The sequence below is a fragment of the Hubeiibacter jixunmingi genome, from assembly GCF_041928215.1.
Taxonomy (GTDB): Bacteria; Pseudomonadota; Gammaproteobacteria; order Pseudomonadales; family Moraxellaceae; genus Acinetobacter.
The window spans coordinates 24,120-50,994 of record NZ_JBHFHK010000010.1 but is presented as its reverse complement, the minus strand read 5'-3'; the positions used below and the strand labels follow the sequence as shown (position 1 = coordinate 50,994).

Below are 26,875 nucleotides of genomic sequence, written 5' to 3'. Positions count from 1 at the left end.
ATTGGCTGTCGCTAAAGCCCTTGATTGTTTCGTATCTCATCTTGTCATTATATCAAAACTTTCGCAAGAGGTCTAATGTAGATTTGGAATATTTAATGATAATCAGTTATGGCTTCTCTTTATCGGCAATCAACCGATGCAAGCAGCATATGAGCATCATTATAATAATTCTTAAGTTGGGTTTATTTTAGGAAATAATCATCAATTTTTGAAAGCATCAAAAATCATTTTTATCAAGGATTTAAATAAATGAAAACTCTAGCGATTAGTGCATTAACATTGGCTACAGCTCTACTTACTGCTTGTGGTGGCGGTTCAAGCACAACGAGTTCTACAACCACTGTGACCCAACCTCCTTTAGCTCCGCCTTCAACAGCACCTGCAAACACATCAATTCAAGGTCGCTCAGTGACTGTAGATGCAACCTCATTTGCACCGACATCTTCAGGTACTACAGCTGCTACATCAAATATCAATACTGTAGTGCTTAATGGTAAAAGTATTGACATCATTCCAACTGGTTTTACTATTGGTAGTCGTTTGGATTTGAACGCTGGCAATATGAATCGTCAAGTCATCAATAACTTGAGCAACGCACGTTGGGGCTTTGTACGTGAAGGTGACCGTAGCCAACCATCTTATTTTGTTGCACAAGGTAATGTAACGCCAGTATCTCAAATTCCTGGCTCTGGCACAGTGACTTATACAGGTAGTGCTTTGCACCAAGCTAAAGGTGCTGCACTTGCTGATGGTGATGCAACTTTATCAGTAAATTTTGGTAATAAGACACTTACAGGTAACATCAGTGCTGGTACGAGCACAGTTGCGTTAAATGCCAATATCACAGGCAATAGCTTTGCTGGTACAAGCTCTGCAGGTACAACAACTAACGGTTATTTCTACGGTAGCAATGCTGCAGAAGCTGCAGGGACTTATATCAACTCTGGTGCAGGTTATTCGGGTGCATTCGGTGTGAAAAAATAATTTTTGACATCAATCCCTAAAAGTAAAAGTAGCTTCAAATTAGAAGCTACTTTTCGTTTCTAAATCAATCATGGTAGATAAATTGATGGGTAAAATCCTTAAATCAACGGCTTTAATATTGATTGGTATTTCGTTTTATCATCCATCTTATGCTCAAGATAGCTTTTTTCAAAACTTACAAAATCAACAGCAACAGCATACCGACAGACTCGAAAGAAATTGCAACAACAAATACAAGTAATACTGCGATTCACGTTGATGCAAAAACATTATTAGCTCAGCCAGAATTACTACAGCAAGTTTTCTTTTCCAGTTTATATCAGCAGAATAGTGACGCTTTGATAGAGCTGTTGCCCCTATATCAGCAGTTGCCCGATGCGGATAAAATCAGTATTAAATATGCAAGAGCATTGATAGCACGCCAAGAAAAAAATTATAAAAAAGCGATCGATCTTTATCGTGATATCTTAAGTGAAAATGCAGATTTGAGTAATATCCGTATGCAACTGGCGATTGTTCTGTTAGATGATAAACAATTAGGCATTGCTGCAGAACAATTTTCAAAAGTTTTGGCAGATAAAAATACCCCTGATGCAGCACGACAAGATATCGAAAAATATATGTCATGGATAAAGCAGCAGTCAAAGTGGATGGTGAATACCCGTCTGCGTTATATTAATGATGAAAATATTAACCGTATTCCCAAACAACGACAGTATGGTTTTTGGCAATTGGACGCACCGCAGTCAGCTCAAGGCTTTGCCTATGGTTTTGCTTTAACGAAAAATCAAAATTTATTTGGCAATTGGTCATTACGCCCACAAGTTTATCTCGATGGTAAAAGCCACTGGAATAACCATACATTTGATGACATCACTGTGAGTACAAGTCTTGCATTAATCAATAGTGATGCAAAAAAAGAATGGTCTGTCGCTCCAATTTATGAAAAGCGTTGGTTTGCAACACAAGCTTTTTCAGACAAAGCATCTCTGCGTGGTCAGTTTTTTTACCGCTTGAATCCAACGCTATATAGTTCAAACTATATACAATATGGTGAAAAAAACATCAGTAACGATATTTTTTGGATGGACGTAGCCAACAGTTTGGTTCATCTTTACGCTATCTTGCTTCACCACAACAAGCACTACAAATCGGTATAGATGCTAGCATGGAAGATGCCAAAGATCCGAGCGAACGTTACAAACGTTATGGCACGTGGCTAACATGGGAGCAAGAATGGCAAAAAGGTATTTCTTCTGTTGCAAGTCTGGGTTATGCCGATAAACATTATCAGGGCTTAGATATTTTTCAAATCCAGCGTCATGATCAAGAATACTTTGCTCATTTGGCTTTGTGGCATCGTGCATTACATTGGCAAGGCTTGACGCCAAGATTAAATTTATTGTGGCAGAATAATCGGAGCAATCACTTTGCTTATAACTATCAAAATAAAGAAGCTTATATCGAACTGAGTAGAAGTTTTTAAGCTGTTTTTTGATAGATGCTGTAGTTTTGCTTAAGTTTTGTTTTTTATGGCATAATGGCTAAAAGTTTATCCTTTTATTTTTATCATGAATATTTATCGTCTTGATCCACAACAGCCTTTAAACTTACCGCCAAGTATCGTCACGATTGGCAATTTTGATGGTGTACATTTGGGTCATCAAGCGATGTTGGCACAGCTCAATCAAATTGCAAAGTATGAGAGTTTGCATCGTGCAGTGATGATTTTTGAGCCACAGCCTTTGGAGTTTTTTTTAAAGCATCAAGCACCACCACGTGTCAGTAATTTAAGAGAAAAAATTGTTGCTTTGAAAGACTATGGTGTGGACAGCGTAATTATTGCCAAATTTGATGAACGTTTTCGCAATCTCACCGCACAAGATTTTGCTAATATTTTAAAGCATCATTTAAATGCCAAAATTTTAATGCTTGGTGATGATTTTCATTTTGCCAAAAATCGTGAAGGCAATAGCGATTTTTTAAGACAATGTGGATTTGAAGTGCATAACTTGAACACGATAGATTGGGCTGAACAGCGTGTCAGCTCGACCCGTATTCGCCAAGTTTTACAGCACGGTGATTTTTCCCAAACCAAGCAATTATTAGGTCGCCCCTATCGCATGCAAGGACGTGTATTACATGGTGATAAAATCGGTCGCACGCTGGATTTTCCGACCATTAATGTCGCATTACAACGTCAAAAACCATGTCTGCATGGTATCTATGCGGTAGAAGTACAATGCTTGGACAGTGATATTTTCCAAGAACTCATTCAACAAGAGCAAGGCATTCAAGGTTATAGCAACAACAGTTTATTTGGTGCGGCACATGTCGGTACACGCCCCGCCATCGCCCAAGAGCAACCTGAATGGCGATTGGAAGTACATTTCCCTAAGTTAAAAGCTGACTTGTATGGACGTATGATGCAAGTGACTTTTTTACATTATTTACATGGTGAAAAAAATTATCCTAGCCTAGAAGCTTTAAAACAAGGTATCCAACAAGACGTACAGGATCTCATTGTTTATAGACAGACTACTTCTTCGCCTTTTTAAGATGATCAATACATTATGCTGATGAACAAAGCAAAACGCTTTATCTAAAATAATGATCAGCGTGCCTGATTTATAAATATATCTTTTTGTAAACTGAATTGTTTTTGAATAATTTAATGGCGATAATAACGACAGCCTTTCTAACGATTTGGGAAAGGCTTGGATTACATGGTTTGATTTAAACTATAGTAATCAAAAAGCATGCCAAGAAACTTTTTAAATAAAGAATCATTTTAAATATTTAAAGATGGATTTTTAATTTATGACTGTTTGTTGGCAAATTTTACTTTTGATACTAAGGAACAATTTATGTGCGGTATCGTTGGTGCAATTCGTGCACATCATAATGTAGTTGATTTTTTAACATCGGGTTTGACACGTTTGGAATATCGTGGTTACGATTCTTCAGGCATTGCAGTGCAAACCGAAACAGGTATTCGTCGTGTGCGTCGTGTAGGACGTGTAGCGTTGATGGAAGCCGCAGCCAAAGCAAAAAATGTCGTTGGCAATACAGGAATTGGTCATACACGTTGGGCGACACATGGTGGCGTCACTGAGCCAAATGCTCACCCGCATATTTCAGCAGGTCTGATTTCGGTGGTGCATAATGGTATTATTGAAAACTTTGAAGCTGAACGTACTCGTTTACAAGCTTTGGGTTATACGTTTGAATCACAAACTGACACCGAAGTGATTGCTCATAGCATTCATCATATTTATACACAAAATGGACACAAACTTTTTGAAGCAGTACAAAGTGCTTGTGCCAATTTTCATGGTGCTTATGCCATCGCCGTGATTGCCAATGACCAACCTAACCAAATGGTGGTCGCACGTATGGGCTGCCCATTGTTGATTGGTTTGGGTGAAGAAGAAGTTTTTATCGCATCAGATGTCTCTGCAGTGGTCGCATTTACTCGTAATATTATCTATTTGGAAGATGGTGATATTGCTCAATTAAGTACACAGGGCATTGATAAACTAATCGATAAACAAGGCAATGATGTTCAACGTGAATTAAAACAATCGAATATTTCTTTGGCATCATTGGAGCTTGGTCCTTATAGCCACTTTATGCAAAAAGAAATCTACGAGCAGCCTGTAGCAATCAGTGATACGGCTGAAATTTTCTTAGAAGGTGGTTTTATTCCAGAAAACTTTGGTGCTAAAGCACGTGAAATTTTTAATGAGATTACCAGCATCAAGATCTTGGCTTGTGGTACATCTTATTATTCGGCATTAACCGCAAAATATTGGCTAGAAAGTATCGCCAAAATCCGTACTGACGTTGAGATTGCCAGTGAATATCGTTATCGTGATGTGATCGCTGACCCGAAAGAATTGGTGATCACCATTTCACAATCAGGCGAAACCTTGGATACCATGGAAGCCTTAAAATTCGCACAAGCAAAAGGTCACAAATACAGCTTGTCGATTTGTAACGTCATGGAATCTGCCCTACCACGTGGTAGTGATTTGGTAATTTATACCCGTGCCGGTGCAGAAGTTGGCGTCGCATCAACCAAAGCTTTTACCACACAATTGGTGGCATTATTCGGTTTGACCGTGACCTTGGCACAGCTTAAGGGCGTGATCAGCCAAGAACAAATTGATGCCTACAGCACTGAGTTGCGTAGCTTACCAAACAGCATTCAACATGTCCTAAATCTTGAACCACAAATCAAAGCTTGGGCAAATAAATTTGCAGGTAAGCCAAGTGCTTTATTCTTGGGTCGTGGTATTCATTATCCAATCGCTTTGGAAGGGGCATTAAAGCTCAAAGAAATCACTTATATCCATGCTGAAGCTTATCCAGCAGGTGAGTTAAAACATGGTCCATTGGCATTGGTCGATGAAAATATGCCTGTAGTGATTATTGCACCAAAAGATGCTTTATTAGATAAAGTCAAAGCCAATATGCAAGAAGTCGGTGCGCGTGGTGGTGAATTATTTGTGTTTGCTGATTTGGATAGTGATTTTATCGAAGATGACAGCATTCATATTATCCGCACGCCACGTCATGCTGGGGTACTATCGCCAATTGTGCATACGGTACCTGTACAGTTGCTGTCTTATCATGTGGCATTGGCAAAAGGCACAGATGTCGATAAGCCACGTAATTTGGCAAAATCGGTCACTGTAGAATAACTGATTTATCTTAATAAAAATCAACTTATGGAAAGCACTGCAATCCAATTGTAGTGCTTTTTTAGTGGGCTAAAGCCGAATTAAATATGAAAAAAATTGCCATACTCAGTTGCTGTGTATTTCTCACCGCTTGCCAACCCGTCCAAACCAATGATCCTAATGCACCGCCTTTAGTCAAATCCACACGGCAACAAATTGGTGTGACGACCAGTTATGACCCCAGCTATCGCAAGCTGGATTTTCCAATGGGTGATGTACCTAAAGATACTGGCGTATGTGCTGATGTGATTATTCGGGCTTATCGCAATTTGGACGGCTCACAGCGTAAAGACTTACAACAACTTATTAATTCGGATATGAAAAAAGCATGGCAAGCTTATCCCAAACGTTGGGGATTGAAACAGCCCGATCCCAATATTGATCATCGTCGTGTGCCAAATTTGGAAGTATTTTTTAGTCGATACGGCAAAAGTTTATCTTTGAGCGATAAAAATAGTTTTCAAGCAGGAGATATTGTGACGTGGCGTATTCCACAGAATGGTGGTAAATTTCCACATATTGGTATTATTTCCGATAAAAAGACCATTTCGGGTACACCGCTGATTATTCATAATATTGGACGCGGTACAGAAGAAAGTGATATTTTATATCAATTTCCAATCAGTGGGCATTTTCGCTATGCTTAGTGCCATAGTAAAAGTGGCTTTGGTTACTTGATTGGCGTAAATGCATACCTTTGAGTGAAAAGGTGATTGATATGAGTAATGATGAATTCTATTTGTAGCAAGTCGAAAAAGGAAAAAACAATGACTTCAAAAACCCTAGGCATCTTAGGCGGTATGAGTACAGAAAGCACGATTAGTTATTATCAAGCCATTAATCGTGCAGTCAATCAGCGACTAGGTGGTAATCATGGAGCAAAATTGCTGATTGCAAATCTTGATTTTGCCGAAATTGTTGATTTGCAAAAATCGGGCGACTGGCATAGTGCAGGAACACTATTGGCTGATTATGCCAAACGTCTTCAAGGTGCAGGGGCGGACGGTATTTTAGTTGCTACTAATACGATGCACAAAGTCGCTCCACACGTACAGTCTGCGATTGATGTACCATTATTGCATCTACTTGAAGCCACAGCGACAAACATTCAGCAACAAGGTTTTGGCAAAGTCGGTCTATTAGGTACAATATTTACTATGTGCGATGGCTTTTATCAAGATTTTATGGCTAAACATAGTATTGAAATCATTGTGCCGAATAAAAAACAACGTGAAAATGTTCACAGTATTATTTATGATGAATTATGCGTGGGTAAAATTGATCCCCAATCACAACAAACATATTTGAAAATCATCCAAAATTTACATGAAGCAGGAGCAGAAGCAGTGATTTTGGGTTGTACGGAGGTTGGCTTGTTGGTCAAGCAAACAGATACCAATGTGGCATTGATTGACAGTACGCAACTGCATATTGACTATGCGGTAAATTGGTTATTAAATGAATAGGATTAAGGAGAAAACAATGACTGATTATCGTATTGCAACGAGTGCAGATATTGATGGCATCATGGCATTACAAAGTCTGTATCATGTTGATAGTATTAGTGAAAAAGACAAAGCAAATGGCTTTGTTACCACGTTATTTAGCAAAGAACAACTGAGTGACTTAATCGATAATCCTGACAATGCTTTGGTCATCGCTCTTAATGAACAAAATGTCGTTGTTGGATATGCGATGAATGCAGACTGGCATTATTGGTCACAGTGGACATTCTTTCAGCATATGATAGCGGATTTACCCAATGTGCAATTGGATGGTATTCAAGCGACCTTGGACAATTCTTTCCAATATGGTCCTGTATGTATTCATACGGATTATCGGGGTGGTGATGTTCTCAAAAACTTGTTTGACCGCTCATGTCAGCACATGGCAAAACGTTTTTTATTATTACTTACCTTTATCAATCACAAAAATCCACGTTCACATCATGCTCATGTCAATAAGTTAGGTCTGACAGTAATTAAAAATTTTGAATTTAATAGTAATCAATATTATTACCTAGGGTATAACATTGCCGAATTATGATGTATGTTGAGAGCTGTGACTCAAAAGAATTTCACAGCTTATCTGACATCATTCAATATGATGAGAACATAAGATTTATCACCATTAAACCTTGATTTAATGGCGATTTTTATACAGAAGTATGCTTTTAGTATTCAATCACGACTTTCATGGCTTTTTCTTGTGCCGCATGCTTGAACACATCGTAGGCTTTTTCGATTTCACTAAATTTGAAATGATGCGTTGCCAATTTTTCCATAGGCAACTTACTGCATTCACACGCTTTTAACAACATACCTGTGGTATTGGCGTTGACCAAACCTGTTGTGATGGTTAGATTTTTAATCCATAGATTTTGCAATTTAAAATCCACCGCTTGACCATGTACACCAACCACCGCAACATTGCCGCCCTCTTTGGCGACTGCTTGACAGATATCCCACGTTGCAGGAATACCTACCGCTTCCATAGCACAATCTACACCTCGCCCATCGGTGATCTCCAAAATACGCGCTACGGCATCTTCTTTTTCCGAGTTAATGATATGCGTTGCTCCCACACTCTTTGCCATGTGTAGGCGATTATCATCGACATCGACCATAATCATGGTTGCTGGTGAATACAATTGTGCCGTGAGCAATGCCCCCATACCAACAGGGCCTGCACCGACAATCGCAATCGCATCACCAGGTTTGACATCACCATATTGCACACCAATCTCATGTCCTGTAGGCAATGCATCAGACAAAAATACCGCCACGTCAGTATTGAGATTTTCAGGTAAATGATACAGCGAGTTATCCGCAAATGGTGTACGTACAAATTCAGCTTGTGTACCATCAATCATATAACCCATAATCCAACCACCTTGCTGGCGACAATGTGAATATAATTGCTTTTGACAATTTTCACAGGCACCACAGCGGCTGATACATGAAATAATGACTTTATCGCCTTTTTTAAAATTTTTTACTGCTGAACCTACTTCTTCAACGACACCAATCCCCTCATGCCCGAGAATACGCCCTTTCCATTCACCCGTTTTTTCACGTGCAGTCGCTTCGATTTCGGGGTTTTTACCTTTCCAAATACCTAAATCTGTCCCACAAATCGTGGTCTTGGTCATACGAATAATAGCATCTGTTGGTTCAAGAATTGTTGGAACAGGGCGGTCTTCAACTCGGATATCGTCTTTGCCGTAATAGGTCATGGCTTTCATGGTTTTCATCATTCTACGCTCTCTTCTGTTCGTTGAAAAATCATCAATAAAAATTATCAATATCAATGGGTAACGTTTCTCGCCACCATATTTAGACTAGCATATACGCTGTGAAATAAGTCATATTTTCATGTATTTACGGGTCTAAGATTATTTGTTTTGTTCATTCATTTTTATGTTAAAATATAATGCTATAACACCTTAATCATCTACTTATCGATACTATTGCTCACGTTTTTTAAAATTATTATTTTTCTGCTTTTTTTAGGGCTATTGTTTTGGTAGTCATTTTAAATATATCTTTATTTTGGCTAAATCATGCCAAAATGACTGCTAGTTATGTAAATAGCTATTGTAATGTTATAAATTAACATTATTTATTTTTGATTTCTAATTTTAGTATAATTAATTACAAATCAATTAATTAATATTTTTTTGACTCAAAAGATAAGATTTTTTATGTATTTTATCTCATAAAAAACTTGAGTAGATAAAATAGTCATGTAACAATAGTTTGACTAAAGTAGAATACCGCTTAAGAGTAAAAAATGTCTCCGCAGTCCCAGTTTGATTTACATGACGTAGAAGTGGTTTTTCGACAAGACTGCTATAAGGGTTTTGTGAAAGTTGAATGTGTGCAATTACGCCATCGTCTCTTTGCAGACCAATCATGGTCAGCACCGCTAAAGCGTGAAATTGTCAAACGCCGTAGAGCTGCTGGCGTATTGATCTGTGATGATACTTTGAAGCAATTTTTACTGATTGAGCAGTTTCGTGCTGGTGCTTTAAACCATCCTCAAACGCCTTGGCAATTCGAAATTGTCGCAGGTCTTATTGATGGTGATGAAACTGCCGAGCAATGCTTAGTGCGTGAAGCCAAAGAAGAAGCCAACTGCGATATACAAGATCTACAGCATATTTTTAGCTTTTATCCATCTAGTGGAGCGAGTGATGAAATTTATGATTTGTATATCGCACAAGCACATCTAGACGATGCTCAGGGTGTTTTTGGCGAAAAAACAGAGGGAGAAGACATTAAAGTACATATTTTTGATTTTGCTGACATCGATTTGTTACTCAACTCGGGGACGATAAGTAATGCTCCTTTGATCATTGCATTACAGCATTTAAAACAAAAATGCCATCAGCAATCTTAGTACTAGCACAACGTCTTCAATATATTAGAGTACAAATATGCACCATATCAACGTTACCCGCTCATCAAATCAAAAAATTATTCGTTTTGTACAACTTACTGACTGTCATTTGATGACTGACAGCGAAGCAACTTTTGGCGGTATTCAGCCCTATTATCATTTAAAAGCTGTTGTAGATGATATCCAACAAGATATGGATTTTGATTTTTTACTGGCAACGGGCGACTTAGCACAGCAAGCCACAGCTCAAGCTTATCAGCATTACTTTGATTTGATTTCTCCTTTAAATAAACCGCATTTTTGTATTCGTGGCAATCATGATGATTGTTTCGTCGATGACGAGCAATGTTGCCAAATTGACTGTGTCAATATTGGACATTGGCAGATTTTACTGCTCAACAGTCAAAAGTCAGCACACGCCTGCGGCGAGCTGAAAATTGAAGATCTTGAAAAACTGCATCAATGTTTGCAACATAATGCCCAACTTGCACAACCCAAACACATTATCATCACTTTACATCATCATGTCCTGCCCGTAGATTCAGCATGGCTTGATCAGCACATTCTGCTCAATGCCCAAGCATTTTTGGATATTATCAGCCCATTTAAACAAGTAAAATTAGTCTTGACAGGGCATGTGCATCAAGTCGCTGAAATACCTTATCAGCACTTTTCTATCATGAGTTGCCCTGCAACATCAGTACAATTTAAACCAAAACAAAAAGAATTCGCTTTTGATGATTTAGCACCAGGTTATCGTCGTTTTGAGTTATTTGATGATGGCAGTTATCAAAGCCAAGTCATTTATTTGTCACAGTTGATGGGTAAAATTGACCATCAAATCACTGAATATTGATACAATTAAATGCGTTTATGGGATTTGATAAGCTGATTGTGCAAATTAATACTATCATCTTAAAGAAAAAATCTATATGATAGTCTGCTTTTAAAACCAAGCGTGTTTTTTAATCTACACATTTTCTGGGTAGATCCAACTTAGGAATAAGATGATGGTCAACAAAACCGATGACATTACTGTGCAAGATGATTTGGTCGCTGAAAAATCACCAGTCAAACGCACTCGTAAAACAAAAGTAGAAAAAGCAACTGGCGTAGAAACAGCTGTGAAAGTCAATAACCAAAATTTATTTGGCTTTGAGCCATATCAAGAAAAGCCAGGTGAAATGTACATGTCTGATGCTCAGCTTGAGCATTTCAAAAACATTTTGACTGCATGGAAAAATGAACTTCTTGGTGAAATTGATCGTACGATTAACACGATGAAAGACGAAACCACTGCTCTGCCAGACGTGAACGACCGTGCCAGCCAAGAAGAAGAGTTTGCCATCGAATTGCGTACACGTGATCGTGAGCGTAAATTGATTTACAAAATCGACCAATCTTTGCAAAGTATCAAAGACGAAGACTACGGTTATTGCGAAACGTGTGGTGTAGAGATTGGTTTACGTCGCTTAGAAGCACGTCCAACTGCAACGCAATGTATCGACTGCAAGACGCTTGCTGAAATCAAAGAAAAGCAAAACAAAGGTTAATTTTCGATATGCAAACGTCCAACTATGTCGGGCGTTTTGCCCCTTCTCCAACAGGGCCTTTACATTTTGGCTCTTTGCTTACCGCTTTCGCTAGCTACTGTGATGCCAAAGCCAATGGCGGTGAGTGGCTGATCCGCATTGAAGATACAGATATCCCACGAATTGCGAAAGGTAGCACTTCCGATATTTTGGCATGTTTAGATGCATTTGCATTGCATTCCGATCGACCCATCATCTACCAAAGTCAACGTCTAGATATTTATCAAGATGTCATTGCACAATTAAAACAACAACATCTCGTCTACGCATGTCAATGTAGTCGCAAAATCCTTGGCTCAAACCATATTTACCAAGGAACATGCCGTCATCTTAATCTAGAATTTGAAAAACAAGCGATTCGACTCAAAGTCGATGATCAGCTGATTTGCTTTGATGATCGTTTACAAGGTCGTCAATGCAGTAATCTGCAACAGGATCTAGGCGATTTCATACTACAACGGCGTGATGGCATTGTCAGTTATCAATTGGCTGTTGTCGTAGATGATGCTCTACAGCATGTCACCGATGTCGTACGTGGTGCTGACCTATTAGACAACACCGCAAGACAAATTTGGCTAGGGCAACAATTAAACTATCCTAAGCTCAGCTATTTGCATCTACCCCTTGCAATGAATGTACACGGGCAAAAACTCTCAAAGCAGAATCTTGCACAAGCCTTAGATTTCAGCAATGCACCGTATTATTTAGCGAACATTGCACAAGTACTAGGGCAATTACCTTTGGATATCGATCATCCTGAGCAAATGCTCAAACAAGCAGTATCACAGTGGCAAGTTGAAAAAATAACTCAAAGTACGCAATTAGATGGTGTTTTTACCTAAACTTATTGCTTAATAAGATGCTCAATTATATTAAAGACCATATCAATACAGACAATATGCGGTTTAGATGAACTCCTCCATCACCACAACTATTTGAATTTAAAAAAATTATCGCTTATAAAAATTAAATTATGATTTTATTCGCTCGCAAGATGAAAAGCTATGCTTTTCATAGACTCGAACTCGTGTTTATTATTTTCTAAAATAAAAAAATCCAGCCTAAAAGACTGGATTTTTAAAATTTGGAGCGGGAAACGAGACTCGAACTCGCGACCCCAACCTTGGCAAGGTTGTGCTCTACCAACTGAGCTATTCCCGCATGGCGTGTATAATAGCTGATTTATAAAATAAGTCAAACTCTTTTTTCAATTTTTTTATTTTTTGTTTATTTATAAACCAACACATCACTTCGTCATTCTGAAACAAAAATTCATATTTTTACTGAATAGTAATTGAATTGTTGAGCTTTTTTCCGTTTTAATAACCAATACAAACATAAATATCGCAGGATATGCAAATGAAAAAACTAGGTTTGGCAATTTTGACCAGTAGTCTGGTACTGGTAGGCTGTAGCAGTAGCACCATGACCAGCACTACAGGCGTGGATCGCAAGCAACTTTTGTTGGTTTCTGACAGTGAAATCAATGCTTTGTCTGCTCAAAATTATCAAGAAACGTTAGCTGTCGCACGCCGTGCAGGGGTATTGAATACCAATCCCGCTCAACGTGCTAGATTACAACGTATTACCAATCGCTTAATTCCACAAGCTCGTGTTTTGCGTCCAGAATCTGCCAACTGGGCTTGGGAAGTCAATGTCATTCAAGATAATGAACTGAATGCCATGTGCGCGCCCGGCGGTAAGATTTTGTTTTACTCATGGCTTATCGATCGCTTAAGACTTACTGATGACGAAATCGCAGCGATTATGGGACATGAAATGGCACATGCCTTGCGTGACCATGGTCGTGAAAACGTTTCTCGTGCCTATGCACAGCAAGCAGGTTTGAGTATTTTGTCATCCGTTGCAGGACTTTCACAAGGTCAAACACAACTCGCAGGCTTAGTCGGTGAATTAGGCGTGAGCCTACCGAATAGCCGTACCCAAGAACGTGAAGCCGATGTACTCGGTTTAGAGTTAATGGCTCGTGGTGGTTATAATCCGAATGCAGCGGTGACGTTATGGCAAAAAATGATGGCAGCCGAAACCACACGTTCGCCACAATTTTTAAGTACCCATCCAAGCTCGGGCAATCGTGTACAAAGTATTCAAGCTTTGATTCCAACTGTGATGCCACTTTATCAACAAGCTATAGGTAGACGCTAATGCAGATTCAAAATCAACTTGAACAACGTTTGGCAAGTCTAACACCGTCAGTATTAGAAATTATCAATGAATCACGTGGACATGGTGGTTATTTTGAAGGCAAAGAAAGTCATTTTAAAGTAACGATTGTCAGTGATGCTTTTGTGGGTTTGCGTGCCGTGCAACGCCATCAAAAAGTCTATGCCTTGGCAGGAGACCTACTCGCCCCTGCCAAAATTCATGCTCTTGCTATTCATGCTTATACCCCTGATGAATGGACAGGACAAAGCCCAAACAGCCCAAAATGTATGGGCGGTTCACAGCAAGATTAATGTTTAAATTGAACAGAAATTGGTAATTGTAGAATTACCAATTTTTTTATTTTTATTTTAAGTTTTTTAATGATTATTCAGTATAATCAAAAATTCTCATTTTTAGCTTGAGTTTGTCATGTCTGAACAGATTATCCCCTTACCTGAACGTATTCGCCCACGCAGTTTGGATGATATTTTGGGGCAAGACCATCTTTTGGCTGAAGATGCACCGTTTCGACAAATGATCGACCAAGGGCATTTGCCATCGATTATTTTTTGGGGCCCACCAGGGGTAGGCAAAACCACATTGGCATCCCTATTGGCTCAAGCAGTAGATCGCCCTTTTATTAGTTTATCGGCACTCAATACTGGTGTGAAAGAATTACGCGAAGTCATCAATGATAGTGGCGATTTACTACCACCCGTACTTTTTATTGATGAAATTCATCGCTTTAATAAATCCCAACAAGATGCATTACTCGGTGCGGTGGAAAAAGGGCGTATTACTTTTATTGGTGCAACCACGGAAAATCCATCTTTTGAAGTGAATAGTGCTTTGCTGTCACGTTGTCAAGTTTATACGCTCAATGCCTTTGATGAAGATGCCACGATTGCCCTACTCAACCGTGCTTTAAAACAAGATAAAATTTTAAAAGAAAAATCCATTTATATTGATGAATATGATGCTTTATTACAATTTTCCGCAGGCGATGCCCGAAAAGCATTGAATTTATTAGATTTAATTGCCAGTACTTTTGCCGAAGATGGCGAACATCATATCAATAATGCCACGGTGGTCAAAGTCGCCCAACAAAATATCGCTCGTTATGACAAGGCAGGCGAACAGCATTATGATTTGATTTCAGCAATGATTAAATCCATTCGTGGTAGTGACCCCGATGCGGCATTGTATTGGCTAGCGAGAATGCTGAAAGGCGGCGAAGACCCTGTCTTTATCGCACGGCGTTTATTGATTTTGTCTTCCGAAGACATTGGCAATGCCGACCCGAATGCCTTATTGTTGGCAGGGGAATGTTTTCGCTCGGTACAAGCCATCGGTATGCCTGAATCACGCATTATTTTGGGGCAATGTGTGGTGTATTTGGCGACCACAGGCAAAAGTAACAGCACTTATTTAGCCATCAATAAAGCCATGCAATTGGCAGAACAAACCAGTCATTTGCCTGTGCCTTTACATTTGCGTAATGCCCCGACCAAGCTGATGCAACAACAAGGCTACGGTGTAGATTATCTTTATCCGCATGATTATCCAGAACATTTTGTACAGCAAAATTATATGCCAGATGAATTAATCGGTACAAAAATCTATCAGCGTGCCTTGAATAAACGCGAAGTTGAAGCCGATAAATTGCAACAGCGTCGTTGGCAAAGTAGCAAAGAAAACGAAAACTAACTGCTTCAATTCGCTTATGTGAAGATTGCTGATTTATTGTCGTGATTGCGTATTTTTTATCTCTTTGTTTTGTGTCATAATGCTCAGAATTTACAAAGACGACACAGGGTTGAAAGGAGAAAATAATGCGATTATCCCATTTATCTATTTGTTTATTCGGTTTAAGTTTGGCAGGTTGTGCCAGTGTTCAAAGCACATCAACAGCAACCAAAGACAACACACAACAGTTACAACAGCAAGCAACTTCGGCTCTCACTCAGATTTATCAACAGTATAATTATGATTATTCTGGGCGATGGAGTGCGAATTTACAGCTCAAGGATAATGTTGAAAGCAACCAAAACTTACAGCGTCAGCAGTTGGATTTATTGAAACAAAGTTTGGCAACGATTACCAATAATCAGCAGATCTTAGAAATACTCCAACCCGAAGTTCACAAAAATGCTTTTGCTTCTTCTGCTGCACTGTCTTTGGTCAATCATTATTGGATGAATAGTGCATTAAGTAATACCGAGTTCAGTTATGAAGGTACGGTAGATTTACGCAATAGAATGATTAGTCTAGATTTGGCGGCTGATCATTATGGTAGTAACTTCTCTAGCCAAGTGCGTTTTCCGATGTTACTAGATTTATCTAAAAAACGTCTTTATTTAAATAGTTTTGATCCACAAAAGGTTCATCCTAAAGCCCCTGCACAAGCCTACTATGTCGATTTTGCAGAATATTCTGACGTACTGAATAGTGTAGATTGGAAAGCTTTTTTGAATTATGTCAAAGCCGCAAATCAAATTTATTATGGCTATTTGTTAGAAGGTGAAACCGTTGCACAAGCCGATCTCACCAGTGCTGAACGTGCACAGGGTGCAGTGAAAAAAATCCGTCTGAATACGTCTATCGAACACTTGATGTTAAAAAGCTCTGCTTTTGAACTGGCAAACCAAAATTATTTGAAAAAAATATTCAATGCCGAAGTGTTGGCAAGTAAGTTAGAGGAAAAGTTAAAGGGCAAGGCTAAGCTAACCGAAGGTACAAACAGCGAAGAAGAATTTGAAAAGTTCTCTGCTGCTCTATTCTTATCTGATGATCAATTGACTGAGCAAGAAGCCAAGACGGTGGCTAATGATGCTGTCGAAATAGCAAAAGCTGCTGTCAATGATGCGGCAGAAGTCACACCAAGTAAAAAAGCAGCAAAGATTGATACCAGTATTTCTATGGTCAGCTGTGAGCAAGCGGTGCAACAAAAAGTACAATTCGGCAGTATGAGCGAATGTATTATGCAGTATGGTGATCGCTACTTTGCATTGGATGCAGAGCATGGCAAGAAAAAAGATCCTAAGGGCTTTTTGGCATTGATCGATGATATCAAAGATAAAGAAGGTTCATTTTACAAGAGTTTTGAGCGTGCTGATGCCACAGAACTGTTAGAGGGACAACAATGGTTTGATTTGATGAAGAAAAACCATTCTGTGATCAATGACATTTTACCAAAGCAAAAACATGATATGATTATGGATCTTACAGTGGACAGCCGTGGGCGTGTACTTCACAGTAATTTGCAAGTCAAGCTTGATGAAAAAATTAGTAATGACTTACAGCTTAATGGCACTATTGATTTCCAAGCTTTATACCATAACTATGGCTCAGCGAAAATCAATCCACGCACTACCAGCAATGCCAAACCGATAGAAGAGCATCCATTTGGCAAAATCGCTGCAAATGCGTATAAAGAATATACCGAAAAAGCCAAAGCTGCTGATAGCGATGAGATAGAGTATACTTTAGAACCTCGTGATGATATTCAGCGTGCAACAGATAAGATATATCAAGACAGCAAGTCTTATGAAAAAGCCTTTGCGACCGCATTCGTTGCGACCATCAACCGTGATTATCCACGACTTTTGGCATCTTATTCTGCACAAGATTGGCAAGAAATTGCCCTGATTCATGCGGTGGAATTTGGCGATAAATCGCTTTATCAACCTAATGCTCAGACTTTGGCAAACGTTGCAACATTGAAGCAAAAGCATGATTTGCAACAATCAGAAAAATTATTACAGTCAGTGGCGGTACTCAGTCGTAACTTTGCTGATGATGCGGTGAGCTACGAAGCAGAACATCCAAAAAGTGTAATTGATACAGCTGCTCTAACCAATCTTAGCCCTGAAGCGGCTTTTGCTCAAGTCTATCAAAGCAGTGTGTTAAAATGGTTTGGCGATATTGCGATTGAAGCCGATGATGCCGATAAACAAGCCTTGTCAAAATTGGCAGTTGCTTTGGCTAAAGCCCATATTGACAATCAACAAGGTACATTTAAACCAGAGCAGTTACGTGGCGTCCTTGGTGAAGGTATGAGCTATTTGTTGCACTATGATAGTTATCTCAAAGCAGTAAAAGCTTTGCGTGCTGTACAACAACACAAAACCGCTTAATTCAATCCAGTTTGAAGAGCCTATGTTTAGCATAGGCTTTTTTTATGAAAATTATCACTATGGCATGGTTTTTGCATTTTAGGTATTATAAATTTTTTCAAATACTTAGAGCGTAGCATCCATGAAGATAAAATCGCTAATCCTCACATTATTGCTGTCCATAAGCAGTTTGAGTTATGCAGAGGGCAATACTGCTGCCCTCGACACAGGGAATACCGCTTGGGTGATTGTAGCGACAGCTTTGGTGTTGCTGATGACGATACCGGGTTTGGCATTGTTTTATGCAGGTATGGTACGTAAGAAAAACGTGCTATCTACCATGGGACATAGTTTGACTTCTGCTGCTGTAGTCAGCGTGCTATGGGTGATAGTCGGTTATAGTTTGTCATTTTCTGAAGGTAATTTCTTTATTGGTGGTTTTGATAAATGGATGTTGCACCATATTCGACCAGATACTTTATTGAATGGTATTCCTGAGATTTTATTTGTTTTATTTCAAATGACTTTCGCCATTATTGCGGTAGCCATCATTAGTGGTGCAATCGCTGATCGTATGAAATTCAGTGCATGGATGTATTTTATTAGTGCATGGGTGGTTTTGGTTTATGCACCTGTATGTCATTGGATCTGGGGCGGTGGTTGGCTTGGTTCAAAAGGTGCGTTGGACTTTGCAGGCGGTACAGTCATTCATATCAATGCGGGTGTCGCAGGTCTAGTACTTGCCTATATGCTAGGTCAGCGTATGGGTTTGGGACGTGAAAGCATGGCACCACACAATTTAACACTTACCATTATCGGGGCGTGTTTCTTGTGGGTGGGCTGGTTTGGTTTTAATGGTGGTTCTGCTCTGGCTGCCAACGGTACAGCAGCCTATGCATTGATTAATACCCAATTGGCAGCGGCGGCAGCAACATTGGCTTGGCTATTGGTGGAGCGTATTCACCGTGGCAAAGGCTCGATCTTGGGTGCAGTGACAGGCTCGATTGCAGGTTTGGTGGTGATTACTCCTGCGGCAGGCTATGTCGATGTACAAGGTGCATTATTGATGGGTTTTATCGGTGGTGTGATTTGTTTCTATAGCGTGACCATTTTGAAATACAAACTAAAAATTGACGATGCCTTGGATGCTTTTGCTTTGCATGCGATTGGTGGTTTGGTTGGTGCAGTCTTAACGGGTTGGTTTGCCAGTGAACTCTTGATGGGCGACAATGCACCGCATACTATTTTCCATCAGTTATGGATTCAAGTAGAAGGCGTATTGGCAACCACGGTTTATTCTGCAATCTTGACTTTTGTGATTGCCAAAATCATTGATAAAACGGTTGGTCTGCGTGTGGATCGTGATGCAGAACGTGAAGGTCTGGATTTAAGTCAGCATGGCGAACGTGTAGAATAATTTTATCATCAATAAAATCGCCTAAGCTTGCTCAGCGGATGATTGATAGAAAAATCAAATGTTTGGCAGACTTAGGCGTTTTCATCAGAATTTCTCATATATTTTATTTTATATTCTCTTTATAATGCCTGCTGATTTTAAAGTCTGTACCACTTAATGCCAGCCAACGCCAAGCCATTTCGAACGTTACGTCGTGCGATGCTTCCCATGCCTATCATGTGCATGGCAATATTGCTTGCGTGCTTTGCTTGTTTTATGCATTTATCCACTTTACTATCGCCACTTTGGCTGAAAAATCCCAGTTTTGGACACGGTGTTTGTGTTTATTTACAGCCGATCGCTCAAGCTCATAATCAGCATATAATAAGTCATCTTGATCATGCTGACATGGTGGCTCATTCACATCAACAGATGTCGCCACATACACATCAACATGACAGTATGACGCAAGCCATACACAAAACTGATGATGTACAGCATGATTCATCACACGATGCCAGCTCACATGAATGTGACATTTGCAGTAGCATGTCTGCGTTTGCAATGGGCTATGATTTGCCTATAATTATAAAAAATGCGATGGCGATGTATAGCACGCAAATCGCTACACAATATAAATATATCAGCTTACTCTTTATTGAGTATCTTTTACCGCCGACTCGAGCACCGCCTGCATTTCATCATTTTATCTCAATTCGATTTTATTAAATTTTCAATATTAATTGAAATATTGATTATTTATTAAAATTTATCCTATTTTTTATTTTAAATATCAACAAGATAATTTTTAAAAAGATTATCTATGTATTGATATTGAGTATGTAATGATGAAATCTGACAATTCAACTTATTTTACCCTATGGCGGTGGCACTTCTATGCAGGCATGTTCGTTGCCCCATTTTTGATGCTTTTGGCGGCGACAGGTCTTGCCATGATTTTATTTGCCAATATTACAGGCAAAGATTTGGATCGCACCACAGTGGCAGTACAAGCCAACACGCAACCGATCGAACAACAAGCCCAAAATGCCTTACATGCTTTGGACAGCATGGGCGATGTTAGCAATGCCAAAGTCGTGCAATATATCGCACCACGCTCAGCAGATACCGTGGCTTTGTTCCGAGTGAAAGCTGAACAACATGGCGAAAAGCTAGATCAATTTGTATTGATTGATCCTTATACCGCACAAGTGGTGCAGCACTTCCCACGTCAAAGTAATTGGTATCATACTTTCGATAATATTCACGGTGATATATTACTGGGCAAAACAGGTGATTATCTACTTGAAACTGCGGCATCACTGACCATTCTATTGATCGTAACGGGTGTTTATTTGTGGTGGCATAGACGCCAGTCAGTCAAAGCCATGCTGATTCCAACACAAAATGAATCGGGTAAGCGTAGCTTATGGCGAGTGATTCACGCCACATTAGGCAGTTGGGTTGCAATTATTTTGCTGTTCTTCTGTATTACAGGTCTAGCGTGGGCAGGGATTTGGGGTGAAAAAATGGTGCAGGCATGGAATCAATTTCCTGCAGGCAAATGGGGTGTGGAACCGATGCCACAGTCTGTAATTGCCAATGCACAACCACAAGATACACCAGTACAACCGCACGTACATGGTACAGAAAATGACAGCACTCATGTCGCAAGTGTAACACATGGCGAAGTGTTGAATGATGGCAAGCACAAAGAAGTGCCATGGACACTAGAGCAGACCGCAATGCCAATGTCTAACACTGAACAAAAACAGCCTGTCGTACCAACACTCAGCAGTATTCAACAACAAGCTCAAAGTTTGGGTTTTGTCGGACGTTATCAGATTAATCAGCCTAAAGGCGAAACAGGTGTTTGGACAATTAGCCAAGATTCGATGAGCTATGATATGCCAAGCCCTACGGCTGACCGCACGGTACATATTGATCAATACTCTGGTGCAATCTTAGCGGACATTCATTTTACTGATTATAATTTGATGGGTAAATTTATGGCGGCTGGTATTGCCTTGCACATGGGAACATTGGGTTGGTGGAGCGTAACGGCAAACGTATTGTTTTGCTTGTCGGTGATTTTGATGTGTATCGCTGGCTATATCATGTGGTGGCAACGTCGCCCAAGCCAAGGTTTAAAAAGTTTAAATCCGCCTGCCAGTGGCAAAGCGATTAAGCTTTCAATACCTTTTGCTGTGATATTGTTGATACTCTCTGCATTGTTCCCTACTGCATTGATTGCGATTTTGGTCATTGCATTATTAGACTGGCTATTGATCAAAAGATTGGCTCTTTTGCAAAAATTGATTCAATCATAATGTCGATCGACTAAAGTAAAGTTCAGCCTTACCAATATTTTGCGAGTATTGGTATGGCTGAATAAGCCACATGGTATTGAACAGAAAAGTAACAAAACAAGTCATCACATTTATCCATGATTATTTAATGCTATAATCCAATTTATTTTGATAAATCAGGTTTGAAGATGCGTATATTGGTTGTAATGGATCCTATTGAACGGATTAATTTAAAAAAGGACTCCACCATTGCCATGCTATGGGCAGCAACACGTCGTGGGCATGAGCTATTTTATGCTTTGCAACAGGATTTATTTTTGGATCAAGGAAAGGCTTTTGGTACAATCCAACCTTTACAGGTTTTTGAAAAAACACAACAATATTATCATCTAGGTGAAAAATCAGTTTATTCTTTAGCGGATTTTGACATCATTTTGATGCGTAAAGATCCTCCTTTTGACATGAATTTTGTTTATACCACTTATATTTTGGAGCAAGCTGAACGTGAAGGTGCTTGGGTCATTAATCGCCCACAATCCTTGCGTGACTGCAATGAAAAATTATTTGCTACACAATTTCCACATCTACAAGTACCCACATTGGTCACATCACAATCACATCTGATTCGTGATTTTATCAAACAGCATGAAGACGTGATTGTTAAACCACTTGACGGCATGGGAGGTATAGGCATTTTTCGCTTATACAAAGATGGGGTCAATATCGGTTCGACTTTAGAAATGCTCACAGAAATGGGGCAACGCCCAATCATGGCACAGCGTTATATTCCTGAAATTGTCGATGGCGATAAACGTATTTTGATGATTGGTGGCAAGCCTGCACCATATTGTCTTGCACGCGTACCGCAACAAGGTGATATCCGTGGCAATTTGGCTGCGGGGGGTGTCGGCGAAGCACGTCCTTTAACTGAAAAGGATCGTGCAATTGCTGAAGAAGTTGCACCATTTTTATTAGAAAAAGGGCTGATCTTTGTTGGATTGGACGTGATTGGTGAATATGTCACTGAAATTAACGTGACCAGCCCAACATGCATCCGTGAAATTGACGATCAATTTGGTACGTCTCTTGCAGATGACTTATTTGATGTCTTAGAGAATGGTCGTATATGAAAAAAATTGCTTTCAGCGTCTTTATTGCTACGTTGATATTGACGGGTTGTGCAACGACTTCAGCTGTAAAGCCGAATTACGTCTCCCCTACGCTGTATCAAGATTCGAATTGCCAAAAACTTTATGCGGAATATCAACGTTTAGATGGCTATATTGAAGCGACCAGTAAATCTACTCGTCGTTCACCAATTGGTGTAGGTACTGGATTGGGTATCGGTTTTGGCAGTGGTGGTGCATGGGGCTTGTATCCAAGTATTTCCATTAACATGACGCCAAACATGTCAAGTAATCAAGATGCAGAACTAGCAGATCTGTACGGTCAAAAGATAGCGATTACCCAAGCAGCACATCTAAAACAATGTGTGAATTTTAAAGATATTGATCAAGTCGCCAAACCTTAGAAGTATGTTGTTTCACGTGGAACGCTATTTTTTTGCAAATCAGGGGTGTAAGTTTTATGTTGTGGGATAATACCTACGGTATTGTTTTATTTGCACTGACAGTGACTCTGATCCTGCCAGGACCAACTAATGCATTGATTGCTAGTGCAGCAAAGCATCACGGCATATGGGCTGCACTCAAACTTCTCCCTGCACAGCTACTGGGCTATCTGTATGGGATGGGTCTATGGTGGTTGTTTATCGGCTCAACGCAAACCCTATCACCTTATCTTATTGAAATTTTACATTTTCTGTCTACCATCTACATTATGTGGTTGGCATTTCGATTATGGAGAACTCGACAATTATACGAGTTTAGCCGTAAAAATAGTAAAATCAATGCAGCCACCACTTTCTATACCGCATTAAAAAATCCGAAGGCACTGCTCTTTACAATCGGTGTATTTCCCTTAAGCACGTGGTACGATTGGGAGCATTACCTTTTTTCGATGTTGCTTTTTAGTGTTGCCTTGATTCCTACTACCATTCTTTGGATGGTGTTTGGCAGACATCTGTTATCTGACAACGTGAAACAATTGCCTATTTATCGCTATTACCGTATTTATCGTATTTCTGCGGTGATTCTGATGTTTAGTATGTTGCCTATTGTGTTTCGCTATTATTGGCAATAGTTCATTTTAAGATTGAGCCCACCACTCTCGCCCAAAATGATTACACCCCAAAAGCCAAATTCAACTTTTGGGGTGTAATAAGTCGGTTTACTTTGGTTTTACAGCTTTATTTTACTGTTGCTTTTTGCTCATTTTTTCACGGATAAAACCAATTATGCCTGGCAAAATACTGATCACGATAATTGCCAAAATCAAATGTTTGAAGTTTTCTTGTACCACAGGTAAATTACCAAACATATAACCCAAGATCACAAATGAACTCACCCACAAAAAGCCACCGATCACGTTATAGCTTAAAAAATACTTATAATTCATTTGACTTACGCCTGCCACAAAAGGTGCAAAAGTACGTGCAAAAGGAATAAAGCGTGCAAAGATAATGGTTTTACCGCCGTGCTTTTCAAAGAAAGCTTGCGTCTTCAATAGATAATCTTTGCGAATCCAGCGTGAATTGGTATCAAAAACTTTTGGTCCAATATATTTACCGATATGATAATTTAGCGTATCACCAAGCACTGCTGCACTAAATAACAATGCAATCAAAACCCATGGATTCATTGCACCTTGTGCAGCCAATGCCCCTGCAGCAAATAGCAAACTGTCTCCTGGTAAAAAAGGCATCACCACAAAACCAGTTTCAACAAAGATAATTAAGAATAAAATCGCGTAAATCCATACGCCATATTGAATCGCAAACTCGACAAGATGCTTGTCGACATTCATAATAAAATCAATCAAAAACATAAAACTATCGGACTATAAGCAAAACTACGCTATGCTATCAGCTATCTGCTTTTTTTACAGTAACATTTGGTATAAAGCTTAGACAATTTTCGCCAAAAGTGAATTTTTTTGACATAATCTACAGGATTGGTCTTGTTTAATTTTTTTTGGATATATTGAGAACTGATTATGCGTGCTTTAATACAGCGTTGTACTTCTGCCAAAGTGACTGTCGATGGCGAATGTGTAGGTGAAATTGACCATGGTCTAGTTGTTTTTCTAGGTTTGGGGCAACAAGACAATTTAGACACAGCCAAGAATATGATCGACAAATTATTAAAGTATCGCTGTTTTAATGATGAGCAAGGAAAGATGGGCTGGAATGTGCAACAAGCTGATGGCGGTATTCTTTTGGTTTCACAATTTACCTTATATGCCAATACACAAAAAGGCTTACGCCCCGACTTTGCACCAGCGATGTCACCTACTGCGGCAAAAGAATTATATTTGCAAACTGTAGAATACCTGCAAAATCAATACGACAAGACAGCCACGGGTATTTTTGCTGCGGATATGCAAGTTGAGCTGACCAATGACGGCCCAGTCACTTTCATGCTAGAAATATAAATCCATAATAATTTTATAGGTTTAGTTACCAAAATTCACTTTTCATTAACAGCCGACTGCAAGTTGTAACAAATTATTACTTCAATAGGCAAAAAAGTTGTGTTTTAATCATTTCATCAAGAGGTTTCTCCCAACACATATGATGAGGTTTTTATCATGTTAAAACAAACTCTATTGGTCGCTGCTTTAGTTGGTTTATCTTCTGCTGCTTTTGCAGGTCCTGTAACTGTAAAGCTTGGTGCAAGTGTTGTAGATATCACTGGTAAAAGTGATTTAGCTAACGGTGCTGTCAAAAATGCTCAAGCAACTGATGTGGTTGCATTCACACCATCGATTGACTACCGCATTGGTGAAACACCATTCTCTGCTGAAATTTTATTGGCAAACCCAATGAAACATACTGTAAAAACAGACAGTGGCAATATTGCAAGCTTAAAACAACTTCCACCTACTTTGACTGTAAAATATAATTCACCTGAATATAAAGGCTTTAGTGGTTATGTCGGTGCAGGTGCAACCGTATTTACACCATGGGATGTAAAAGGTGAAGGTGCTTTGGCGAATGCTGAAGTGAAAGCAAAAACCGCTGTAGGTCCAGCAGCTCAAATCGGCGTAAACTTCAAACCTGATACCAGCAAAAATTGGGGCGTATTCGCTGACGCACGTTATGCCGACCTAAAAACTGATGTCCAAGTTGGCGGTCAAAGTGTAGGCAAATTAAAACTGAATCCTGTTGTCTATACTTTAGGTTATAGCGTGAACTTCTAATCGTTTCACCTCAACTTAAAAATAAAGAAGACGTAAATTGCGATTTACGTCTTCTTTTTATTTTGCCCAAATATGTAGAGTACATTTTATGTATCTCTTAGAACAAAAGATTGAATTAGGGAAAATGTCGTTTATGCGGTGAAATGTTGCAAGAATAAAAAGTAGAAATAAACGACATAATACTGCGGTGAAATATTGCACAAATATACAAAAATCAATGCTTAGCGTTGACCACGTGGGTATGATGACATCTCCAACGGCGTATGCTCAATACATGGTGGTGACTCAGCTTTGTCAAACCAATTCAAACGACTTGCCAAACCATACAGACCAAATAAAATCACCATACTGGAAATGAAATAGGCATAATTATTGCCGATATTCGTCACCATTTGTAATAACATTCGCCCAAGTTCAGCCAAAGTAACCAAACCAATGCCTAATAATAGATACAGCACGCCTTCACGATAGCGACTTGGCACGATAAACACCATTGCGCCACACACGGCACACATACTGAGTAAAGCTATAAATTCAATCGTCATGGGATTGCTCCTATCATTACAAAATCAGCAATGTAGCATGCTTATTTAAGCATCATAAAATGACGCTTTGATTACATAACATACTGCTTGTTGCCTTGAAAAACTATTATGGCGATTTGAAAATAAATTTAAAGCCCATCAGATATGGCTTGCGACAAACTGTGTCGTGTAAGTTTTAATAGAAAGATTATTTTATTCTTTTCCTTTTTAATCAATAATTTAAACATAAAAGGCATGAGAAGATTTATTTCTCATACCTTGTATCATATCTAAAATAAAATGGTGATCGATTTTGATTTTTT

Annotated in this window: 27 protein-coding genes and 1 tRNA gene; 24 read left to right on the top strand and 4 right to left on the bottom strand. The window is 39.2% G+C overall.

Translation table 11 applies throughout. The annotated features are described in order from the left end of the window. Positions 1-249: 249 nt before the first annotated feature. The 8 genes from ACEYX7_RS02890 to ACEYX7_RS02855 all read left to right on the top strand — a co-directional run bounded on the left by ACEYX7_RS02890 (position 250) and on the right by ACEYX7_RS02855 (position 7,775). Complete coding sequence (locus ACEYX7_RS02890; protein ID WP_374804472.1) at positions 250-984, top strand: transferrin-binding protein-like solute binding protein; 735 nt, start codon at positions 250-252, stop codon at positions 982-984. A 149-nt stretch (positions 985-1,133) separates the two neighbouring features. Beyond that, complete coding sequence (locus ACEYX7_RS02885) at positions 1,134-2,144, top strand: surface lipoprotein assembly modifier (RefSeq protein ID WP_374900188.1); 1,011 nt, start codon at positions 1,134-1,136, stop codon at positions 2,142-2,144. Continuing rightward, complete coding sequence (locus ACEYX7_RS02880; RefSeq protein WP_374804468.1) at positions 2,066-2,470, top strand: surface lipoprotein assembly modifier; 405 nt, start codon at positions 2,066-2,068, stop codon at positions 2,468-2,470. Before ACEYX7_RS02885 ends, ACEYX7_RS02880 begins: the two co-directional genes overlap by 79 nt. 85 nt (positions 2,471-2,555) lie before the next feature. Continuing rightward, positions 2,556-3,542, top strand: a complete 987-nt coding sequence (ribF, locus tag ACEYX7_RS02875; RefSeq protein ID WP_374804466.1) for a bifunctional riboflavin kinase/FAD synthetase — start codon at positions 2,556-2,558, stop codon at positions 3,540-3,542. A gap of 309 nt (positions 3,543-3,851) precedes the next feature. Further along, positions 3,852-5,690, top strand: a complete 1,839-nt coding sequence (gene glmS / locus ACEYX7_RS02870; RefSeq protein WP_374804474.1) for a glutamine--fructose-6-phosphate transaminase (isomerizing) — start codon at positions 3,852-3,854, stop codon at positions 5,688-5,690. 86 nt (positions 5,691-5,776) lie between these two features. Then, the gene (locus tag ACEYX7_RS02865; RefSeq protein WP_374806572.1) at positions 5,777-6,376 is read left to right on the top strand and encodes a DUF1287 domain-containing protein; all 600 of its coding nucleotides are present in this window, start codon (positions 5,777-5,779) and stop codon (positions 6,374-6,376) included. Positions 6,377-6,496: 120 nt separating this feature from the next. After that, a complete protein-coding gene (locus tag ACEYX7_RS02860; RefSeq protein WP_374804462.1) occupies positions 6,497-7,195 on the top strand; it encodes an aspartate/glutamate racemase family protein in 699 nt (232 codons plus the stop codon). 16 nt (positions 7,196-7,211) lie between these two features. Next, positions 7,212-7,775 carry a hypothetical protein gene (locus tag ACEYX7_RS02855; RefSeq protein ID WP_374804460.1) on the top strand — a complete coding sequence of 188 codons (564 nt, stop codon included), beginning with the start codon at positions 7,212-7,214 and terminating at the stop codon, positions 7,773-7,775. A 127-nt stretch (positions 7,776-7,902) separates the two neighbouring features. On the opposite strand, the gene ACEYX7_RS02850 is transcribed toward ACEYX7_RS02855, so the two are convergent. Beyond that, the gene (locus tag ACEYX7_RS02850) at positions 7,903-8,985 is read right to left on the bottom strand and encodes a zinc-dependent alcohol dehydrogenase family protein (RefSeq protein WP_374804458.1); all 1,083 of its coding nucleotides are present in this window, start codon (positions 8,983-8,985) and stop codon (positions 7,903-7,905) included. A 536-nt stretch (positions 8,986-9,521) separates the two neighbouring features. Between ACEYX7_RS02850 and ACEYX7_RS02845 the strand changes: the two genes are divergently transcribed. From ACEYX7_RS02845 to gluQRS, 4 genes are all read left to right on the top strand, one after another. Further along, entirely contained in the window at positions 9,522-10,130 is a 609-nt protein-coding gene (locus ACEYX7_RS02845; RefSeq protein ID WP_374804456.1) for an NUDIX domain-containing protein, read from the top strand. A gap of 37 nt (positions 10,131-10,167) precedes the next feature. Then, on the top strand, positions 10,168-10,986 hold the full coding sequence (locus ACEYX7_RS02840) for a metallophosphoesterase (protein WP_374804454.1): 819 nt from the start codon (positions 10,168-10,170) through the stop codon (positions 10,984-10,986). A 154-nt stretch (positions 10,987-11,140) separates the two neighbouring features. Continuing rightward, positions 11,141-11,683, top strand: coding sequence for an RNA polymerase-binding protein DksA (dksA, locus tag ACEYX7_RS02835; RefSeq protein WP_374804452.1), 543 nt, complete (start codon positions 11,141-11,143; stop codon positions 11,681-11,683). An 8-nt stretch (positions 11,684-11,691) separates the two neighbouring features. After that, complete coding sequence (gene gluQRS, locus ACEYX7_RS02830) at positions 11,692-12,564, top strand: tRNA glutamyl-Q(34) synthetase GluQRS (RefSeq protein ID WP_374804450.1); 873 nt, start codon at positions 11,692-11,694, stop codon at positions 12,562-12,564. Between the two features lie 243 nt (positions 12,565-12,807). On the opposite strand, the gene ACEYX7_RS02825 is transcribed toward gluQRS, so the two are convergent. Further along, positions 12,808-12,883: transfer RNA gene (locus tag ACEYX7_RS02825), tRNA-Gly, on the bottom strand. A gap of 198 nt (positions 12,884-13,081) precedes the next feature. Here ACEYX7_RS02825 and ACEYX7_RS02820 point away from each other — a divergent pair. The 10 genes from ACEYX7_RS02820 to ACEYX7_RS02775 all read left to right on the top strand — a co-directional run bounded on the left by ACEYX7_RS02820 (position 13,082) and on the right by ACEYX7_RS02775 (position 23,910). Then, the gene (locus ACEYX7_RS02820) at positions 13,082-13,888 is read left to right on the top strand and encodes a M48 family metallopeptidase (RefSeq protein WP_374806574.1); all 807 of its coding nucleotides are present in this window, start codon (positions 13,082-13,084) and stop codon (positions 13,886-13,888) included. Then, the gene (locus tag ACEYX7_RS02815) at positions 13,888-14,199 is read left to right on the top strand and encodes a BolA family protein (protein ID WP_374804446.1); all 312 of its coding nucleotides are present in this window, start codon (positions 13,888-13,890) and stop codon (positions 14,197-14,199) included. The genes ACEYX7_RS02820 and ACEYX7_RS02815 overlap by 1 nt, the downstream gene beginning before the upstream one ends. A 118-nt stretch (positions 14,200-14,317) precedes the next feature. Then, positions 14,318-15,595 carry a replication-associated recombination protein A gene (locus ACEYX7_RS02810; protein ID WP_374804444.1) on the top strand — a complete coding sequence of 426 codons (1,278 nt, stop codon included), beginning with the start codon at positions 14,318-14,320 and terminating at the stop codon, positions 15,593-15,595. 125 nt (positions 15,596-15,720) lie between these two features. After that, positions 15,721-18,024 (top strand): hypothetical protein, encoded by a 2,304-nt coding sequence (locus ACEYX7_RS02805; RefSeq protein ID WP_374804440.1) that lies wholly within the window; start codon positions 15,721-15,723, stop codon positions 18,022-18,024. Positions 18,025-18,145: 121 nt separating this feature from the next. Then, positions 18,146-19,420, top strand: coding sequence for an ammonium transporter (locus ACEYX7_RS02800; RefSeq protein WP_374804438.1), 1,275 nt, complete (start codon positions 18,146-18,148; stop codon positions 19,418-19,420). 156 nt (positions 19,421-19,576) lie between these two features. Continuing rightward, positions 19,577-20,128: a hypothetical protein gene (locus tag ACEYX7_RS02795; protein WP_374804436.1), complete on the top strand. Its 552-nt coding sequence runs from the start codon at positions 19,577-19,579 to the stop codon at positions 20,126-20,128. A gap of 116 nt (positions 20,129-20,244) precedes the next feature. Beyond that, entirely contained in the window at positions 20,245-21,729 is a 1,485-nt protein-coding gene (locus tag ACEYX7_RS02790; protein ID WP_374806575.1) for a PepSY-associated TM helix domain-containing protein, read from the top strand. 167 nt (positions 21,730-21,896) lie between these two features. Then, a complete protein-coding gene (gene gshB, locus ACEYX7_RS02785; protein ID WP_374805054.1) occupies positions 21,897-22,838 on the top strand; it encodes a glutathione synthase in 942 nt (313 codons plus the stop codon). Continuing rightward, the gene (locus tag ACEYX7_RS02780) at positions 22,835-23,239 is read left to right on the top strand and encodes a hypothetical protein (protein ID WP_374805053.1); all 405 of its coding nucleotides are present in this window, start codon (positions 22,835-22,837) and stop codon (positions 23,237-23,239) included. The genes gshB and ACEYX7_RS02780 overlap by 4 nt, the downstream gene beginning before the upstream one ends. Before the next feature lie 56 nt (positions 23,240-23,295). Next, the gene (locus ACEYX7_RS02775; protein WP_374805052.1) at positions 23,296-23,910 is read left to right on the top strand and encodes a LysE family translocator; all 615 of its coding nucleotides are present in this window, start codon (positions 23,296-23,298) and stop codon (positions 23,908-23,910) included. A gap of 111 nt (positions 23,911-24,021) precedes the next feature. On the opposite strand, the gene ACEYX7_RS02770 is transcribed toward ACEYX7_RS02775, so the two are convergent. Further along, the gene (locus tag ACEYX7_RS02770; RefSeq protein ID WP_374805051.1) at positions 24,022-24,654 is read right to left on the bottom strand and encodes a DedA family protein; all 633 of its coding nucleotides are present in this window, start codon (positions 24,652-24,654) and stop codon (positions 24,022-24,024) included. A 168-nt stretch (positions 24,655-24,822) separates the two neighbouring features. Here ACEYX7_RS02770 and dtd point away from each other — a divergent pair, with 168 nt between their 5' ends. Beyond that, positions 24,823-25,260 carry a D-aminoacyl-tRNA deacylase gene (gene dtd / locus ACEYX7_RS02765; protein ID WP_374805050.1) on the top strand — a complete coding sequence of 146 codons (438 nt, stop codon included), beginning with the start codon at positions 24,823-24,825 and terminating at the stop codon, positions 25,258-25,260. Between the two features lie 156 nt (positions 25,261-25,416). After that, entirely contained in the window at positions 25,417-26,028 is a 612-nt protein-coding gene (locus ACEYX7_RS02760) for an OmpW/AlkL family protein (RefSeq protein ID WP_374805049.1), read from the top strand. Between the two features lie 221 nt (positions 26,029-26,249). Here ACEYX7_RS02760 and ACEYX7_RS02755 read toward each other — a convergent pair whose 3' ends face one another. Next, positions 26,250-26,573 carry a hypothetical protein gene (locus ACEYX7_RS02755; RefSeq protein WP_374805048.1) on the bottom strand — a complete coding sequence of 108 codons (324 nt, stop codon included), beginning with the start codon at positions 26,571-26,573 and terminating at the stop codon, positions 26,250-26,252. Between the last annotated feature and the right edge of the window lie 302 nt (positions 26,574-26,875).

Excerpts from the sequence above, each read along its gene's own strand:
- gshB (WP_374805054.1), top strand. The coding sequence starts at position 21,897 with ATGCGTATATTGGTTGTAATGGATCCTATTGAACGGATTAATTTAAAA.
- ACEYX7_RS02840 (WP_374804454.1), top strand. The coding sequence starts at position 10,168 with ATGCACCATATCAACGTTACCCGCTCATCAAATCAAAAAATTATTCGT.
- ACEYX7_RS02890 (WP_374804472.1), top strand. The coding sequence starts at position 250 with ATGAAAACTCTAGCGATTAGTGCATTAACATTGGCTACAGCTCTACTT.
- ACEYX7_RS02845 (WP_374804456.1), top strand. The coding sequence starts at position 9,522 with ATGTCTCCGCAGTCCCAGTTTGATTTACATGACGTAGAAGTGGTTTTT.
- ACEYX7_RS02795 (WP_374804436.1), top strand. The coding sequence starts at position 19,577 with ATGCCAGCCAACGCCAAGCCATTTCGAACGTTACGTCGTGCGATGCTT.
- ACEYX7_RS02865 (WP_374806572.1), top strand. The coding sequence starts at position 5,777 with ATGAAAAAAATTGCCATACTCAGTTGCTGTGTATTTCTCACCGCTTGC.
- ACEYX7_RS02855 (WP_374804460.1), top strand. The coding sequence starts at position 7,212 with ATGACTGATTATCGTATTGCAACGAGTGCAGATATTGATGGCATCATG.
- ACEYX7_RS02805 (WP_374804440.1), top strand. The coding sequence starts at position 15,721 with ATGCGATTATCCCATTTATCTATTTGTTTATTCGGTTTAAGTTTGGCA.
- dksA (WP_374804452.1), top strand. The coding sequence starts at position 11,141 with ATGGTCAACAAAACCGATGACATTACTGTGCAAGATGATTTGGTCGCT.
- ribF (WP_374804466.1), top strand. The coding sequence starts at position 2,556 with ATGAATATTTATCGTCTTGATCCACAACAGCCTTTAAACTTACCGCCA.
- ACEYX7_RS02810 (WP_374804444.1), top strand. The coding sequence starts at position 14,318 with ATGTCTGAACAGATTATCCCCTTACCTGAACGTATTCGCCCACGCAGT.
- ACEYX7_RS02760 (WP_374805049.1), top strand. The coding sequence starts at position 25,417 with ATGTTAAAACAAACTCTATTGGTCGCTGCTTTAGTTGGTTTATCTTCT.
- dtd (WP_374805050.1), top strand. The coding sequence starts at position 24,823 with ATGCGTGCTTTAATACAGCGTTGTACTTCTGCCAAAGTGACTGTCGAT.
- ACEYX7_RS02770 (WP_374805051.1), bottom strand. The coding sequence starts at position 24,654 with ATGTTTTTGATTGATTTTATTATGAATGTCGACAAGCATCTTGTCGAG.
- ACEYX7_RS02860 (WP_374804462.1), top strand. The coding sequence starts at position 6,497 with ATGACTTCAAAAACCCTAGGCATCTTAGGCGGTATGAGTACAGAAAGC.
- gluQRS (WP_374804450.1), top strand. The coding sequence starts at position 11,692 with ATGCAAACGTCCAACTATGTCGGGCGTTTTGCCCCTTCTCCAACAGGG.
- ACEYX7_RS02755 (WP_374805048.1), bottom strand. The coding sequence starts at position 26,573 with ATGACGATTGAATTTATAGCTTTACTCAGTATGTGTGCCGTGTGTGGC.
- glmS (WP_374804474.1), top strand. The coding sequence starts at position 3,852 with ATGTGCGGTATCGTTGGTGCAATTCGTGCACATCATAATGTAGTTGAT.
- ACEYX7_RS02780 (WP_374805053.1), top strand. The coding sequence starts at position 22,835 with ATGAAAAAAATTGCTTTCAGCGTCTTTATTGCTACGTTGATATTGACG.
- ACEYX7_RS02790 (WP_374806575.1), top strand. The coding sequence starts at position 20,245 with ATGATGAAATCTGACAATTCAACTTATTTTACCCTATGGCGGTGGCAC.
- ACEYX7_RS02850 (WP_374804458.1), bottom strand. The coding sequence starts at position 8,985 with ATGATGAAAACCATGAAAGCCATGACCTATTACGGCAAAGACGATATC.
- ACEYX7_RS02815 (WP_374804446.1), top strand. The coding sequence starts at position 13,888 with ATGCAGATTCAAAATCAACTTGAACAACGTTTGGCAAGTCTAACACCG.
- ACEYX7_RS02775 (WP_374805052.1), top strand. The coding sequence starts at position 23,296 with ATGTTGTGGGATAATACCTACGGTATTGTTTTATTTGCACTGACAGTG.
- ACEYX7_RS02800 (WP_374804438.1), top strand. The coding sequence starts at position 18,146 with ATGAAGATAAAATCGCTAATCCTCACATTATTGCTGTCCATAAGCAGT.
- ACEYX7_RS02820 (WP_374806574.1), top strand. The coding sequence starts at position 13,082 with ATGAAAAAACTAGGTTTGGCAATTTTGACCAGTAGTCTGGTACTGGTA.
- ACEYX7_RS02885 (WP_374900188.1), top strand. The coding sequence starts at position 1,134 with ATGCTCAAGATAGCTTTTTTCAAAACTTACAAAATCAACAGCAACAGC.